This is a genomic window from Streptomyces sp. NPDC054047 (genome assembly GCF_055585065.1).
In genome coordinates this window covers 614,368-631,717 of the sequence record NZ_JBVJKV010000003.1, presented here as the reverse complement: position 1 = coordinate 631,717, position 17,350 = coordinate 614,368, and the positions used below count along the sequence as shown (strand labels likewise).

Sequence of the window (17,350 nt, the reverse complement as noted above, 5' to 3'; positions counted from 1 at the left end):
TCTCTCCTCAGAGCGAGTTGCTTCGAACGGGTTCCAGGGCACGGGCAGGACGGTTCGTCCAGGACGTGACGGTCACGGGATGTCGTCGGCGAAACCGGCTTCGAGCTCCTCGACCTCGTCCTGCGCGAGGTCGAGGAGCGGGAAGTCGGAGGAGGTGTGTCCGCCCGCGGCGGGATCGGCGGTGTGGGCGGCCAGACCGCCGAGCAGGTCGAGCCAGAGCAGGCCGAGGCGTTCGGTCGCCGCCTCGTCGAGGAGCGCGGCGGCCCAGCTCAGCGTGAGGGTGAGCCTGGGGCCCGCGGCCGTGTCGACGATGACCGCGCCCGCCTCGATGGTGTGACCGGCGGGCATGGCGGGGTCGAGTGTGCCGCCGATCGTGGCGCTCGACGCGTCGGCGGTGAAGCGGCCCAGGTAGTTGAAGCCGATCTGCGGGCGCGGCAGGGCCGCCAGGGTCGGCGCGGTGGCGGGATTGAGGTGGCGCAGGAGACCGAAGCCAAGGCCGTCGCCCGGTATCGCCCGTGCCTGCTCCTTGACCGTCTTGAGCAGTGCTCCGGCCGCCGGGCCACCGGCCGTCACCTGGCTCACGTCGAGGGCGTTGAGGTCGAGGCGGACGGGATGGACGCTGGTGAACCAGCCCACCGTGCGCGACAGGTCCACGCCCTCGGTCGCCACCCGGCCGTGCCCCTCCACGTCCAGCAGGACTCCAGGGGCAGCCTCCTGCCGCCAGTGGGCGATGGCTCCGGCCAGGCCGGCGAGGAGCACCTCGTGCACACCGCAGTGAAAGACCGTCGGCGTGCGGCTCGTCAGCGTTTCGGCCTGCGGGGTCGGCACGGTCCACGAACGGCGGCGCACGGTCGCCGCGGTGTCGCGGAGCGGGTCCAACTCCCGCTCCCCGACGGCAGGCTCCTTCCGCCCCAACAGGGCGCGCCACTCTGCCAGTTCGGCGACCCGTGCCTCCCCGGTGGCCTGCTCGACCAGCAGCCGCGACCAGTGCCGGAAGGACGTGCCCACCGGGTCCAGTCGCGGCTCCCGACCGGCTGCCACCGCTTCGCAGGCAGCCTTCAGGTCCGGCACCAGAATCCGCCACGAGACCCCGTCGACCGCCAAGTGATGGACCACGAAGGCCAGTCGGCCGACCCGTCCGGGTCCGGCGTCCACCCACGCCACCTGAAGCATCACGCCCGCCGAGGGGTCGAGGCGCTCCGCCGCCTCCTGTGCCGCCTCGTCCGCGATGTCGTCGAGGGTGCCGGCCACCGCGTAGGTCGCGTTCACGCGGGTGACCAGCGGCCCGGCATCCACCGATCCCTGCTCGCGGACGATCAGCCTCGGCGCCTCCGCGCCGCCGACCACCAGGGAGCGGAGTACGTCATGGGTGTCCACGACCGCGCTCAACGCGGCCACCAGGGCGTGCCGTTGGAGCGCGGAGGGAGCACTGACGACCGCCCATTGGGCGAACCTGCCGCGCAGGCCTCGCTCGCCCAGGTCCCGCATCACGGGCGTCCAGGGCACCTCGCCCACACCCACGTCCGGCGGAGCCGACACCTCGTCCGCCGGGCGGCCGACGACCGCGAGCCCGGCGGGTGTCTCGTGCTCGAAGACGTCCTGCGCCTTGAAGAGCAGGTTCGCGCGGCGGGCCCGTGCGGCCAGTTGCATCGACATGATCGAGTCGCCGCCGAGCTCGAAGAAGCTGTCCTCGACGCCGACCCGCTCCAGGCCGAGCACCTCGGCGAAGAGGCGGCACAGCGTCTCCTCGGCCTCGGTCCTGGGCGCACGGCCGACGACGCGTTCCGCGAAGTCGGGCGCGGGCAGAGCCGCGCGGTCGACCTTGCCGTTGCGGGTCACCGGCAGGGCGTCCAGGACGAGCACGGCGCCGGGCACCATGTAGTCGGGCAGCGCCCGGGCGATGTCGTCGCGCAGGCGCCCGGGGTCCGGCGCCCGGCCGTCCGGGACGACGTAGCCGACCAGCCGACGCTCACCCGGACCGTCCTCGCGGGCGACGACCACGGCTTGCGCGACGGAAGGATGGGCGGCCAGGGCCGCCTCCACCTCGCCCAACTCGACGCGGAATCCCCGGACTTTGACCTGGGTGTCCGCGCGGCCGACGAACAGGAGCTCGCCGGTGTCGGTCTCGCGCACCAGGTCGCCGGTGCGGTACATCCGCTCGCCGGGCGCGTACGGGCACGCCACGAAGCGCTCCGCGGTCAGGCCTGGACCATCCCAGTAGCCCTGCGCCAACCCCTTGCCCGCGACGTACAGTTCGCCGGTCACACCTGGCGGCAGGGGCTGGAGGAACGCGTCCAGGACGAACGTCCGGCGCCCGGGCAGCGGTCGCCCGACCGGCAGTACGGGGCCCATCGCGTCGCCCGGCTCCAGTACGTGCCAGGTCGCGCAGAGCGTCGTCTCGGTCGGCCCGTACAGGTGCCGGACCGTGAGCTCGGGGCACGCCTCCCGGACCCTCGCCACCGACGCGGCCGGGACCACGTCTCCGCCCGTCAGCACCTCACGCAGTCCCGTGAGGCATTCCGGGGACTCCTCCGCAAGCACCCGGAACGACCCCGCGGTCAGATGCGCCGCCCTCACGCCGTCCGTCACGTGCTCACGCAGCTCCTGGGCGTCGACGACTCCGGGCCCCGCCAGCACCACACGGCCACCGGCGGCCAGCGGAACCCACAGCTCGTAGAGCGATACGTCGAAGGCGTGCGGGGCGTGCATCAGGACCGCGTCCGTCGGGCCCACTGCCCAGCTTCGCTCCCCCACCAGGGACGCGACGCTGCCGTGCGGCACCGCGACGCCCTTGGGTGTGCCGGTCGAGCCCGACGTGTACATCACGTACGCCACGTCCCGCCCCGTCACCGGCACGGCGAAGTCCCCGCCATCGACGGCGGACAGCGCCTCCGTGACCCGCGGATCATCCGCGACCAGCAGCCGCCCGCCGGCGCCCCGCGGCACCCCGCGCCGGCTCTCCGAGGCGCACACCACCACCGCCGGAGCCGCGTCCCCCAGCACGTGGGCCACCCGCTCCACCGGCGAGCCGACGTCCACGGGCACGTAGGCGGCGCCCGCACGCCACACGCCCAGGAGCACGGCCACCAGGTCCGGCGACCGTTCCATGACCACCGCGACACGGTCGCCCCGCCGCACCCCGAGTGCGGCCAGTTGTGCCGCCCAGCGCCCTGCCCGCTCCCACAACTCGCCGTACGTGAGGGTGGCTCGTCCGCCTTGGACGGCCACCGCTCCCGGCGCCGCGTCCACCCGCCGCGCGATCAGCTCCGGCACCGACCCACCCGCCGAAGCCGCCGTCACCCCGCGCTCGGGCAGTGCGTCGGCCACACCGATGCGTCCCACCGCCGCCGACGGTTCCGCCACCATCCGTTCCAGCACGCGTGTCAGGAGTCCGGCCAGCGCCTCGCCCACCGTCTCGTCCACCAGGTCGGGTTGGTACGTCACGTCCACCCGGAGGCACTCGCCGGGCGCGACGCCGATCGACAGCGGGTAGTGCGTGGCCTGGCGGGACTCCACCGTGGTGAGGGAGAGCGCGTCGGGCGTGGGCGGCCTTCCGGGTGGCCGGGGGTAGTTCTCGTACACCAGGAGTGTGTCGAAACCGGCGCCGGGGCCGGCGAGTTGCTGGATCTCCGAGAGACCCAGGTGCTGGTGGGCCAGGAGCATGGACTGGCGGTACTGGAGCTCTCGGAGCAGGTCGAGCAGCGGCTGCGAACCGTCGAGCCGGACCCGTACCGGCAGCGTGTTGATGAAGAGGCCGATCATGGAGTCGGCGCCGGGCAGCTCCGGGGGGCGGCCGGCCACCGTCGCGCCGAACACCACGTCCGTACGTCCGGCGAGGCGAGCCAAAAGCAGCGCCCAGGCGCCCTGTACGACGGTGTTCATCGTCAGGCCGTTGGCGCGGGCCAGCGCGGTGAGCGCTTCGGTCGTCTCCTCGGTGAGGCGGGAGGAGCGTTTCTTCGGAGGTGTGTCGCCGTGAGCGGGGCTCGTGGGGCCCGCGACCTGCGTCGGTTCCTCCGCTCCGGCCAGCTCCGCCTTCCAGGCGGCTCGTGCGGCCTCCTTGTCCTGGCGGGAGAGCCAGGCCAGGTACTCGCGGTAGGAGGTGACCGGGGGCAGCCCGGATGCGTCGCCGCCTGCCGCGTAGACCGTGGAGAGTTCGTCGAGCAGGAGCGGGGCCGACCAGCCGTCCATGAGGATGTGATGGCTCGTCATCACCAGTCGGTGCCTGCGCTCGCCGATGCGGATCAGGAGCAGACGCATCAGTGGTGCCGCCGCCGGGTCGATCCGGTCCGCGCGTTCGCGTGCGGCCAGGCGCTCGGTCTCGGCCGCCGCGTCGGCCTCGGTGAGGTCCGAGAGGTCGGCCTCGCTCCACGGCAGTACGACCTCGCGGGTGATGAGCTGCACGGCCTCGCCCGTCTTGCGCCGCTGGAAGCTCGCCCGCAGCGCCGCGTGCCGGGCCAGCAGGGCTTCCCAGGAGGCGCGGAAGCGGTCGGCGTCCATGGGCCCTTCGACCGCCAGTACGTTCTGCACGGTGTAGACGTCGGGCCCCTGGCCGTTGAAGTCGGCGTGGAACAGGAGCCCTTCCTGGAGGGGCGACAGCGGCCAGACCTCCGCGAGCGCGGAACCCCCGGTCCGGGGCGACGGCTGGTGGGCGGCGGGGGCGTGACCTGTTGCGGGGCTTGGGGTCGGGGTCTTCACAGCGAACGCCCTCCTTCGAGCTCTGCTGCTATCGCTTCGAACTGCTCGACCTCGTCCTGGGCGAGCTCGATGAGAGGGAAGTCGGACGGGGTGTGGCCGCCCGCCGTCGGGTCCGTGGTGTGGGCGGCGAGGCCCGCGAGCAGGTCGAGCCAGTGGCGGCCGACGCGCTCGGCCACCGCCTCGTCGAGGACCGCGCCGTGCCAGCTCAGCGAGACGGTCAGCTCGGGCCCTTCGGCGGCGTCGCGGACGGTCGCGCCCGCCTCCAGGGTGTGCGTCGCCGGCATGGCCGCCGCGGTGGAGCTGCCGATCGCTTCTTCGCCTGCCATCTGCCAGGGGCCGACGGCGCCCGCTCCACCGACGGCGGGGAAGCGGCCCATGTAGTTGAAGCCGATCTGCGGGCTCGGCAGCGCGGCGAGCACCGGGCTCGTCTCGGGGTTCAGGTGGCGCAGCAGTCCGTGTCCCAGGCCGTCGCCCGGCACCGCCCGCGCCTGTTCCTTGACCGCCTTCAGGAGCGATCCGACGGCCGGTCCGCCGGCTGCCGCCGCCGTCGTGTCGATGCCGGACAGGTCGAGGCGTACCGGGTGCACGCTGGTGAACCATCCGACGGTGCGCAGCAGATCGGCGTCGGCGACCGGCTTGCGTCCGTGGCCCTCGACGTCGATCAGGACTGTGCTCTGCGTGTCCCGCCGTCCTTGGACGACGGCTCCGGCCAGCGTGGCGAGGAGCACCTCGTGCACACCGCAGTGGAAGAGCGCCGGTGTCGGTCCCGCGAGCGTGGCCGCCTGCCGGGCCGGGACCGTCCAGGACCGGTGGCGCATGCCTGCCGCCGTGTCCCGTGCCGGGTCCAGGACCCGGTCGCCGAGGGGTGGTTCCGCCCGCGTACCGAGGAGGGCGGTCCATGCGTCGAGTTCCGCGACGCGGTTCCTGCCGGTCGCCTCTTCGGCGAGGAGCCTGGACCAGCGCCTGAAGGAGGTGCCGACTGGGTCGAGCACCGGCCCCCGCCCGGTGGCCGCCGTGTCGCACGCGGCGCGCAGGTCCGGGACGAGGATCCGCCACGACACGCCGTCCACGGCCAAGTGGTGGACCACCAGGGCCAGTCGGCCGACCCGCTCAGGCCCGGCGTCCAGCCACACCGCCTGGACCATGACTCCGGCGAAGGGGTCCAGGCGCAGGACCGCCTCCCGTGCCGTGCGGCCCGCGAGCCCGTCCAGGTCGCCCTGCGTGACCTCCGCCGCGTCGACCCGGGTGATCAGGTGGGCGGCGTCCACAGAGCCGCGCTCGCCCACCACCAGGCGGGGCCCGGTGTCGCCGTCCGCCACGGCATGGGCACGCAGCATGTCGTGCGTGTCGAGTACGGCGCCCAGGCCTGCCGCCAGGGTCTCGCGGCTGAGACCGGTCGGCGTTCCCATCACCACCCACTGGGTGAATCCGCCGCCGAGGGCCCGCTCGCCCAGGGCCCGCATCACCGGTGTCCAGGCCACCTCGCCCTCGCCCACGTCCGGCCCCGACACGCTTCCGGCGCCGAGCCTGACCACCCGCGCGATGGCCTCGGGTGACCCGTGCTCGAACACGTCCTGGGCGCCGAAGAAGGCACCGGCCCGGCGGGCGCGGCTCACCAGTTGCATCGAGCTGATCGAATCTCCGCCGAGCCGGAAGAAGTTGTCGTCGGCGCCGACCCGTTCGAGGCCGAGCACCTCCGCGAACAGGGCGCAGAGGATCTCCTCCGCCTCGCCTTCCGGCGCCCGGCCCGAGACGTGGCCGGCGAAGTCGGGCGCGGGCAGGGCGGGGACGTCGACCTTGCCGTTCGGGGTGACCGGCAGGGTGTCGAGGGCCAGGACGGCCGCGGGCACCATGTAGTCGGGCAGCGCGGCGGCGGCGTACTCGCGTACGGCGTGCCCGTCCACGGTCCGCGCGTCGGCCCGGTGCCCGGCTCGGGCGTCGGTGCCCACCACATAGCCGACCAGGCGGCGTTCCCCTTGCCGGTCCTGCCGGAGGATCACCACGGCCCGGTCGACGGCGGGGTGTCCGGCGAGGGCCGCCTCGATCTCGCCCAGCTCCACCCGGAACCCCCGCACCTTCACCTGGGCGTCGGCCCGCCCCGCGTAGACGAGGTCGCCGGTGCCGGTCCTGCGCACCAGGTCCCCGGTCCGGTACATCCGCTCACCGTGCGCGAACGGGCTGGCCACGAAGCGCCGTGCCGTCAGCTGTGTCCGCCGCAGATACCCGCGTGCCAGGCCCGCGCCCGCCACGTACAGCTCGCCCACCATGCCCGCGGGCACCGGTCGCAGGAAGGCGTCCAGGACGTGGGCCGAGGTGTTGGCGACCGGGCGGCCGATCGACGGTTCGTCGTGCGCTTCGAGAGGGCGGCTGACCGTCGAGGCGACCGTGGCCTCGGTGACGCCGTACTCGCTGTAGATCTCGCGGTTCACCGACCACTGACGGCGCAGTTCGTCGGAGACGGGTTCGCCGCCGATGACCAGGACGCGCAGCGCGGGCAGGTCCTCCGGCGGCAGCTGTGCCAGCAGGGTCGGCGTCATCGCGACGTGCGTCACGCGCTCCGCGCGCATCAGGTGGACCAACTCGTCGCCGGTCGCGTGCCGCCGCGCGGGCGGTGCCAGGACGAGGCGCCCGCCCGCGCACAGCACCGGCCAGATGTCCGACAGGGAGACGTCGAAGCTCGGCGAGACGAGTTGGAGCACGGCGCTGTCCGCGCCGATCCGGTACCGCGCGATGCGGTCGGCGACGAGGTTGCGCAGACCCCGGTGGGGGACGACCGCGCCCTTGGGGGTGCCGGTGGACCCGGATGTGTAGATGACGTACGCCGCGTGGGAGGCGGTCAGCGGTGCGCGCCGCTCGGTGTCCTTCAGCGGGCCGTCGGCGTAATCGTCCACGGTCCGGGCGGTCAACGGGTCGTCCAGGAGCAGGAGTTGCCCGGTGTACTGCTGCGGTATCGCGTCGCGGGTCTGCCGCAGGCAGATCAGGACCGGCGGGGCCACATCGTCGAGGAGCATGCGCAGCCGCGCCGGGGGAAGTCCCGGGTCCACGGGGACGTAGACACCTCCGGCCGTCGACACCGCGATGAGCGCGGTCACCAGTTCCGCCGAGCGGTCCGCCATGACGGCCACCCGCGTCTCGGGCCCCACACCCCTGTCCGTCAGGTACCGGGCCAGACGCGCTGCTCGGCCGGCCAGTTCGCGGTACGTCAGCGAACGCTCGCCGTCCACCACCGCCACCGCGGTGGGTGCGGAGGCGGCCTGCTCGGCGAAGAGGTCCGGTGCCGTGGCGTCGGGCACGGCCTGCGTCGGCGCGGTCCGTTCCCGTGCCACGAGCGCGCGTTCGGTCTCGGGGAGGATGTCGATGCGCCCCACGGGCGACGACGGGTCCGCCACCATCTGTTCGAGGACGCGGACCAGCGAGGAGATCACGGCTCCGGCCCGGTCGCGGCCCACGACGTCCGGGCGGTGCACGAGCAGTCCTCGCAGCCGGGTGTCAGGGACCACGATCAAGGCCATCGGGTAGTGGCCCCTGTCCTCGGGCTCCCCGACGGGGCGGATGACCAGGTCCGTGCCGGCGCCGGTCCCGTCGGGCGTCCGCGGGAGGTTCTCGAACACCACGAGCGTGTCGAACACCGCGCCGGGACCAGCCAGTTGACGGATCTCGCGGAGGCCCAGGTGCTGCCGGGCCATCAGCCCGACCTGTCGCTCCCGCAGGTCCGCCAGCAGCCCGGCGACCGACTGGTCCGGGGCCAGGCCCACCCGTACGGGAACGGTGTTGATGAACAGGCCGACCGCCGTCTCGACCCCCGGCAACTCCGCTGGGCGGCCCGCCACCGGAGTGCCGAACACCACGTCCGTGCGCCCCACGAGCCGGGCGAGGAGCTGCGCCCACGCGCCCTGCACGACCGTGTTGACGGTCACCCCTTGGGAGCGGGCCAACTCCACCACACCACCCGTGAGTTCTGCGGTCAGCTCGAACGGCAGCGGGTCCGGCACGACCCGCGCGCCTGCCGGTTCCTCCGGCACCACCAGCGTCGGCTCCTCGGCCCCGGCGAACTCCGCGCGCCAGGCCTCGCGCGCCGCTTCCTTGTCCTGCCGGTCGAGCCAGGCCAGGTACTTGCGGTACGACGTCGTCGTGGGCAGCGTCCGGCCGTCGCCGCCCGCCGCGTACACCTCGGACAGTTCGGCGAAGACGACGTCGGTGGACCAGCCGTCCACCAGGGAGTGGTGGACGGTGACGATCTGGCGGTGCCGGTCGGCGCCGAGGCGAATCAGGAGCAGCCGCAGCAGCGGCGCGGCCCGGAGATCGAACTTCTCGGCCCGCTCGGCGCGGGCGATGCGCGCCACCTCGGCGGGCACCTCGTCCTCCGGCAGCTCCGAGAGGTCGGCCTCCCGCCAGGGCAACTCGGCCCCGGCCGTGATGACTTGGACCGTCCGACCGGAGTCCCGCTGGTGGAAGCTCGCGCGCAGCACGGCGTGCCGGGCGAGCAGCGTCTCCCACGACGTGCGCAGCCGGTCGGCGTCGAGAGGGCCGTCCAGTGCCAGCGTCCGCTGGCTCGCGTACACGTCCGGCCCGTCGTCGTCGAAGGTGGCGTGGAAGAGAATCCCCTCCTGCAGCGGCGACAGCGGCCATACGTCCACAAGGCCCGGCACCGAGGCCCGCAGCCGGTCGGTCTCCTCCTCCCGGAGCTCGCCCATGAGCGAGCCCGCGAAGCGGTCGCGGGCGGGGGTCGCGTGCTGCTCGCCGGAGCGGGCGATCGTGGCCAGGGCGGCCGGTGTCGCGTGCTCGAAGACGTCCTCGGCCCGGAAGAACAGGTGCGCGCGGCGGGCGCGAGCGGCCAGTTGCATCGACATGATGGAGTCGCCGCCCAGCTCGAAGAAGCCGTCCTCCGCGCCGACGCGCTCCAGGCCGAGCAGCTCCGCCATCAGGTCGCACAGGACCGACTCGACCTCGGTGCGCGGCGCGCGCCCGGTGACCTTCGCGGCGAAGTCGGGGGCGGGCAGGGCGTCGCGGTCGACCTTGCCGTTGCGGGTCACCGGGAGGGACGCGAGGGGCAGTACCGCGGTGGGGACCATGTAATCGGGCAGGGTCTCGGCGAGCGCGTCGCGGACGCGTCCGGGGTCCAGGGCCTCCGGCTCGTCGGGGACGACGTAGCCGACCAGGCGCCGCTCGCCCCGCCGGTCCGCACGGGCGACGACGACCGCCTGGGCCACGCGGGGGTGGGCGGCGAGCGCGGCCTCCACCTCGCCCAACTCCACGCGGAATCCACGGATCTTGACCTGGTCGTCCGCGCGGCCGACGAAGAGCAGCTCGCCGTCCTCGGTCTCGCGCACCAGGTCACCGGTGCGGTACATCCGCTCGCCCGGGACGTACGGGCAGGCCACGAAGCGTTCCGCGGTCGGTCCTGGCCGGTTCCAGTAGCCCCGCGCCAGGCTCGATCCCGCCACGTACAGCTCGCCGACCGTACCGGCGGGCAGCGGCCGCAGAGCCGCGTCCAGGACGAAGGCCCGGCGGTGGGGCAGCGGGCGCCCGATCGGGAGCACGGAGCCCGTCGCGTCGCCCGGCGTCAGCAGATGCCAGGTGGCGCACAGGGTCACCTCGGTCGGCCCGTACAGGTGCCGGACGCCCACCTCCGGGCAGGCCTCGCGGACGCGGGCCACCGAGCCGGGCGGGACCACGTCGCCGCCGGTGAGCACCTCTCGTAACCCGGTGAAGCAGTCCGGTGATTCCTCGGCCATGACGCGGAAGGAACCCGCGGTCACATGCACGGCGGTGACACCGGCCGCGACGTGCTCGCGCACCTGCTGGCCGTCCACCGCACCCGGCTCGGCGATCACCACGCGGCCACCGGCGGCGAGCGGCACCCACATCTCGAACAGCGTGACGTCGAAGGCGTGCGGGGCGTGCATCAGGACCGCGTCGCGCGGGCCGACCGCCCAGCCGTCGTCGCCCACCAGTGCCGCCACGCTCGCGTGCGGCACCGCGACGCCCTTGGGCACCCCGGTCGATCCCGACGTGTACATCACGTATGCCACGTCCTGCCCGGCCACCGCTGTGCGGACGTCTCCGCCGTCGCGGGCGGCCACCGCCGCCCGCACCCGCGGATCGTCCACCACCCGCACGGCGGCGCGCTCCGGCACCACACCTCGGCTCTCCGCGGTGCAGAGCACCACCGCGGGAGCGGCGTCGTCGACGACGAAGGCGATGCGCTCGGCCGGGGAACCCGCGTCGACGGGGACGTAGGCGGCGCCCGCCCGCCACACGCCCAGGAGCAGCGCGGGCAGTTCCTGCGACCGCTCCATCACCACCGCGACGCGCTCGCCGCGGCCCACACCGAGCCCTGCCAGATACGCCGCCCATCGGCCCGACCGGTCCCACAACTCCTCGTACGACACCGTCTGTTCGCCCTCGACCGCCACCGCGCCGGGTGATGACTCCACCCGTGCGGCGATCAGCTCCGTCACCACCGACGACTCCACCACTTCCCCCTTCAGGCCGGCGCTCAGCGCTCGTCCGGGTCGGCACCCAGGCGCAGGATGTGCTCACCGCCGAGCACGGGTCCGCTGCCGCCCAGGACGGGGCCGCTTCCGAGGACCGGGCCCTGGAGCACCGGTTCCTTGGGGGCGGCCGGGCCCGCTCCGTTGGTGCTGGGGCGGTTGAACTGCGTGTGGTAGAGCTCGGCGTAGAGGCCTCCTGCCGCGAGGAGTTCGTCGTGGGTGCCGCTCTCGCGGACCTCGCCCTCGTCGATGACGAGGATCTGGTCCGCCTCGCGGATGGTGGACAGGCGGTGGGCGATCACCAGGGACGTCCTGTCCCGCAAGGCGGTGGTCAGCGCCTGTTGGATGGCCGCCTCGGACTCGGAGTCCAGGTGCGCGGTGGCCTCGTCGAGCACCACGATGGACGGCGCCTTCAGGAGCAGTCGGGCGAGGGCGAGGCGTTGCTTCTCGCCGCCGGAGAGCCGGTAGCCGCGGTCGCCGACCACGGTGTCGAGGCCGCTGGGCAGGGAGCGGATCAGGTCGCCGATCTGGGCCGCGTCGCAGGCCCGGAGCAGATCGCGCTGCGTGGCGTCGGGGCGTGCGTAGGACAGGTTCACGCGGATCGTGTCGTGGTAGAAGTGCGCGTCCTGGCTGACCACGCCGACGACGTCGCGCAGGGAGTCGAGGCTGACGTCGCGCAGGTCGTGGCCGTCGATGCGGACGCTTCCCGATGTCGGGTCGTAGAGGCGGGACACGAGGTGGGTGGTGGTGGTCTTGCCGCCGCCCGACGGGCCGACGAGGGCGGTGAGTTTGCCGGCCGGCACCCGGAAGGTCATGCCGTGGAGCACCTGCGCCGTCTCCTTGGCCCGTTCGGCCGCGGACAGCGCGTTGGACTCCAGCGAGGCCAGGGAGACGTCGCTGGCGCGCGGGTAGCGGAAGGACACCTGGTCGAACTCGATCTCCGGTGCGGGTCCTTCGCCCGGAGCGGTGAGGGCGACCGGGTTCGGCTTCTCCTCGATGAGGGGCTTGAGGTCGAGCACCTCGAAGATGCGGTCGAAGCTGACCATCGCGGTCAGCGCGTTGGACTGCAGGCTGGACAGCTGTGTGATGGGCCCGTAGAGGCGGCCCAGGAGTGCGGCCAGGGCCACCAGTGTGCCGATGCGGAACACGTCGTTGAGGACCAGGCCGCCGCCGACGCCGTAGACGAGGGCGGTCGCCAGGGACGCGAGCAGCGCCATGAAGATGAAGGAGAGCCTGCTGTAGACCGTCCAGACGATGCCGACCTGGCGCACCTCGCCCGCTCGGGCCTCGAACGCGGCCGCTTCCTCGCGCGGGCGTCCGAAGAGCTTGGCGAGCATCGCCCCGCCCACGTTGAAGCGTTCGTTGATGATGCCGCCCAGTTCGCCGTTGGCCTGCATCTGGGCCCTGGAGTAGTGCTGCAGGCGCCGTCCCACGTAGATGCCGGGGACGATGAACAGGGGCAGCATGGCGACGGCGATCAGGCTGATGAGCCAGGACAGATAGAACATCTCGGCGAGGACGAGCGCGACGGTCAGCACGCTGGTCGCGGAGACCAGCATCGTGGTGAGGGCCTGTTGGGCCAGCATGACGTCGCCGTTGAGGCGGCTGGCGAGCAGCCCCGTCTGGGTCCGGGTGAAGAACGCCATCGGCTGCCGCTGCACGTGCTTGAAGGCCTCGACCCGCAGATCGTGGCTGACGCCCTGTCCGATGCGCCCGGAGAAGTAGCTCTGCACGAGCTGTGCCAGCGCGTCGACGACGGCGAGTCCGGCCACGACGAGGGCGACGGTCGTGATGACGCCCGCATCGTCCTTGAGAATTCCTTCGTCGATGATCGTCTTCAGCAGCAGGGGCGTCGACACAATGATGAGGGAATCCACCACGGTGGTGAGCAGCAGAAAGGCGAACGCGGGCTTGTGCGCCTTCATGTAGGACATCGCCCGGCGCACTGATCCCGGCCGCAGCGATTGCTTCTGGGCCCCGGATTGCGGCCCTCCGATGGTGGGTCCACCAGGTCCTTGGGTGATCAACACGCGACGGGATCCTCCTGCCTCGGCATTACGGAATGGGGCTCGTCGATATGACACGCAATGTGGTCACCCGCAGGACGATACCTTTCTGCATTCCGGCCATCCAGGCCCTGAATTGGGCACGGAAATACCCGAGTCGGGGCATCGCGATACGCGCCGTGGAACTGCCCGTGGTCAGGGAAATATCCATGGCCGGAGAAATGTTCGTGGTCGACCGGATCGGGAGGTCGGCGTCCAAGTGGGCAGTCTGCCCACTTGGACGCCCGGGGTGTCCTACGCGGTCTCGGCGACCTTGCGCTGGACGCGCACCGCTACCTCCGCCCACATCTCCGCGCACTCGTTGGCCAGGTAGGCCACGATGCGGCCGCAGTGCGGCGGGGCCTTGTCGATGATCTCGTCCCAGTCCTCCGCGCTGATCGTGTGGATGTTGAGCAGCCGCAGCAGGGTGCGGCCGGTCTCGCTGAAGCGCAGCGCCGGGTCGGCGTTGAGGCGTTTGAGGACCGCGGCGCGGTCCTGGCCCGTGTCACGGTCGGTCACGATGGTGGGGCCGGTGCCGCTGCTGGGGGCGCTCGCGCTTCCTTCGCCGCCGCCCCGTTTCCCGCGCTGCGGCAGCGGGTCCTCGCCACGCATCATCCGGTTGCGCACGTCGCGGACCGTTTCCGGGGAGATGGACGCGACGCGTGCGATCTGGCGCAGGGACAGCTGGGGGTTCTCGGCGATGAGTTCGCTGGCCACCCTGCGTCCCTCGGTGCCGTCGACCGGGCGAACCCGGCCGTCGTGGCCGATCCTGCTCGCTTCGCCGGCCTGCTCGGCCGGGGCCCGTCTGCGGATCTCCGCGACGGTTCCCGGCGCGATGCCGCTGACCGAGGCGATCATCCGGTCGGACCACTGCGGGTGCGAGGCGATGATGCGCCCGGCGGCACGCTTCCGGTCGGCCGTGGTCAGCGGCAGACCGTGCGTGACGTTGGACTCGACGGCCAGGACGAAGGCGTCGGCCGCGTCCCCGTCGAAGAACTTCGCCGCGATCTTGCGATGCCCCCGCAGTTCGGCGGCCCGCAACCGGTGCAGTCCGTCGATGACGCGCATGGTCGAGCGGTGCACGGTGATGGGCGGCAGCGGGGTCTGCACCACTGCCAGCGCCTCCACGTGTTCCTGATCCATGCCGGAGATTCGCGGTGAGTCGGCCGTCGACAGCGACCTGATCTCGACTTCGACGACCATGAGTTGGTCGATCTGCGCATGCCCAGGTATTGCCAATGGAAATCCCCCTAGTGATCTGATGTCGCCCGTGCGCGCATGTCGGCCCGCCGGTCAGGATCGGCGCGGCATCAGGGAGGGATTGGCCAGAAGTGAAAGGTGATGCACGCTCGTAAGACCGGTTCGCCCGATGGCCGGGCGATGAACGAGGTGCGCGGAAATACACCGGCACTGCGGTGATGAGCCCGAGCCGCACATCTCTCGTGGATTAGCAGAACTACACCCGCACTCGGCGCCACTTCCCCTCCTGGGGGTTCCGCTCCGATCCTGAATGGGAGCGGAATCCCGCTGGCCGAACCACGTTCACCCTAACAACGCGCTTTCCGGCCTGGTACCCCTCACTAGCAGCATTGATCTAGGTCTTGAAACCCCTATTCACCCCTATCGGGTGCCCGATCCCGCCCCGGCTCGCGCCGTCGGCCGCGTGAGCGTGCGGCCCATCAGGGGCGACATGACCGCGGCGATGTTCGCGAGTTCACCGATCTCGGCCCGGGTCACGGCCTGACTGCCGTCGCAGAGCGCCGTGCCGGGATCGGGATGTACGTCGATCATGACGCCGTCCGCGCCGACGGCGAGGGCGGCACGGGTGAGGGGGACGACGAGGTCGCGGCGGCCGCCCGAGTGCGAGGGGTCCACGATCACCGGCAGGTGGGAGAGGCGCTGGACCACGGGCACGGCGCTGATGTCCAAGGTGTTGCGGGTGGCGGTCTCGAACGTACGGATGCCGCGTTCGCAGAGCACGATGTCGAGGTTGCCCCGCTGGGCGATGTACTCCGCCGCCATCAGCCACTCCTCGATGGTGGCGCCGAAGCCGCGCTTGAGGAGCACGGGCCGCCCGGCCGCGCCGACCTCCTGGAGGAGCGCGAAGTTGTGCATGTTGCGGGTGCCGACCTGCAGCATGTCCGCGTAAGGGGCGACCAGTTCGACGCCTGCCGGGTCGATGACCTCGGTGACCACCGGAAGCCCCGTCTCGTCCCGGACGTCGGCGAGGATCCGCAGCCCGCTCTCGCCGAGCCCCTGGTAGGCGTACGGCGATGTGCGCGGTTTGAACGCCCCGCCGCGCAGCAGCGCGGCTCCCGCGGCCTTGGCCATCTGTGCGGCGGCCAGGGTCTGTTCGGGGCTCTCCACCGCGCAGGGTCCGGCGATCACGGTCAGGGTGTCCGGTCCGATGGGTACGCCGCCCACCCTGATCACGGACCGGTCGGGGTGGTGCTCCCGGCTGACCAGCTTGTACGGCGCCGAGATCCGCACGACGTCGAGGACGCCGGGGCGGTTGGCCAGATTGAGCGCGTCGAACGCGTCCACGTCTCCCACCAGGCCGACGATGGTGCGGGTCACGCCGCGGCTGACGAACGCGTCACCGCCCGCCGCCCGCACCAGTTCGACGACCGCGTCCACGTCCTGCTGCGTGGCCTCGGGGGCCATCACGACCACCATGGGGTTCCTCCCGTTGTTGGAGACGGCTTCGCCGGGTCCGGCGGCACATGCGGACGGGGGGATCCATCAGGCGCCGCACCAACGGTAGGAGTTCGCGTCCCGCCCCTCAACGGATGGCCGACGCATCGTCCAACTGCCCAATTCCCGGAGGGCCGATTCCCGCGGGGCGTGGGAGCGGATCCGTCCGCGGCGGGAAGGAGACCTCCACCACGAGGCCGCCTCCGGGGCGGGCATGGGCGCCGATCACCGCGTCGTGCGCGGTGGCGATGGCGCGGACGATCGAGAGGCCGAGGCCGTGATGTCCGTCGCCCGCGGTGCGGCCGAGCCGCTGAAAGGGTTCGAAGAGCCGCTCCACGTGCTCCGGCGGCACTTCGGGCCCGGTGTTGGCCACGGCGACGACGGCCCGCCCCGCGGCGGTGCGGGTGGTGACCTCCACGTGCCCGCCGGGGGTGTTGTAGCCCGTCGCGTTGTCGACGAGGTTGGCCATCAGGCGTTGGACGAGGGCCGAGTCGCCCGACGCCTGGGCCGGCCCGATCGTGGTCTCGATGCGCACGCCCCGCCGCGCCGCCTCCGGGCGTGAGGCCGCGACGACCTCCTCGGCGATGTCCGCGAGGTCGAGCGGTTCGCGGTGGTCGATGCCGCGCTCGCTGCTGGACAGGGTGAGCAGCGACTCCAGGAGGCGGGCCTGCTGCTTGCTGATCTCCAGGAGCCGTTCGAAGTTCGACCGGAACGACTCGCGGGTGGCATCGCGGTCGATGAGGGACTCCTCCAGGAGCGCGTGCTCCAGGGTCAGCGGCGTGCGCAGTTCGTGCGCGGCGTTGGCGACGAAGCGTTTGTGGGAGTCCAGGGCCGTTTCCAGGCGGCCGAGGAGTCCGTCGACGGTGTCGGCGAGGTCCTTCAGTTCGTCGGCGGGTCCGACGACGGCGAGGCGCTCGTGCATGTTGCGGGCCGAGATGCGCTGGATGGTGCCCGTCATCGTGCGCAGCGGACGCAGCACGCGTCCGGCGACCACCCAGCCGAGCACGATCGCGATGACGGCCATGATCGCCAGCGCGATGCCCGACTGCACCAGCAGGTGGTCCATCTCGATCTCGTGCTGACGGATCGCCTGGTCGCGCAGCTGCTGGGTGATGTCGTTGAGCTGGCCGGAGGAGTTGGCATCGGGATAACCGAGGTAGAGACGGCCGTCGGCGCCCGGTGCGAGCACGGGTTCGCCGCCCCTGTTCTTGACGAGGACGAGGTTCGCCGGGGAGCGGGCGACGAGCAGATTGGTGATGGCGAGCAGGACCACGCCCGAGGCGACGAACAGCACTCCGTAGAGGAGCGTCAGTCGGACGCGGACGCGCCGTGGCAGCAGCCAGCGGACGAGCCCCGATGACCGGGCGAGGAGCGTGGGCAGGCGCATGGGCATCTCACATCCGGTAGCCGTGGACATCTCAG

6 protein-coding genes are annotated in these 17,350 nt (G+C 72.3%); all 6 read right to left on the bottom strand.

Annotated features, from left to right (window positions below; all coding sequences use genetic code 11):
* Positions 1-72: 72 nt before the first annotated feature.
* Positions 73-4,695, bottom strand: a complete 4,623-nt coding sequence (locus ACZ6ZP_RS14520) for an amino acid adenylation domain-containing protein (protein ID WP_469406916.1) — start codon at positions 4,693-4,695, stop codon at positions 73-75.
* A complete protein-coding gene (locus ACZ6ZP_RS14515; protein ID WP_469406914.1) occupies positions 4,692-11,171 on the bottom strand; it encodes an amino acid adenylation domain-containing protein in 6,480 nt (2,159 codons plus the stop codon). Before ACZ6ZP_RS14515 ends, ACZ6ZP_RS14520 begins: the two co-directional genes overlap by 4 nt.
* Positions 11,172-11,194: 23 nt before the next feature.
* Positions 11,195-13,123 carry an ABC transporter ATP-binding protein gene (locus ACZ6ZP_RS14510; RefSeq protein ID WP_383816932.1) on the bottom strand — a complete coding sequence of 643 codons (1,929 nt, stop codon included), beginning with the start codon at positions 13,121-13,123 and terminating at the stop codon, positions 11,195-11,197.
* A gap of 366 nt (positions 13,124-13,489) precedes the next feature.
* Positions 13,490-14,437, bottom strand: a complete 948-nt coding sequence (locus tag ACZ6ZP_RS14505) for a ParB/RepB/Spo0J family partition protein (protein ID WP_361463934.1) — start codon at positions 14,435-14,437, stop codon at positions 13,490-13,492.
* A 417-nt stretch (positions 14,438-14,854) separates the two neighbouring features.
* Complete coding sequence (gene aroF / locus ACZ6ZP_RS14500) at positions 14,855-15,910, bottom strand: 3-deoxy-7-phosphoheptulonate synthase (RefSeq protein WP_351156684.1); 1,056 nt, start codon at positions 15,908-15,910, stop codon at positions 14,855-14,857.
* Between the two features lie 106 nt (positions 15,911-16,016).
* Positions 16,017-17,315 carry a sensor histidine kinase gene (locus ACZ6ZP_RS14495; RefSeq protein WP_469406913.1) on the bottom strand — a complete coding sequence of 433 codons (1,299 nt, stop codon included), beginning with the start codon at positions 17,313-17,315 and terminating at the stop codon, positions 16,017-16,019.
* Positions 17,316-17,350: the final 35 nt, after the last annotated feature.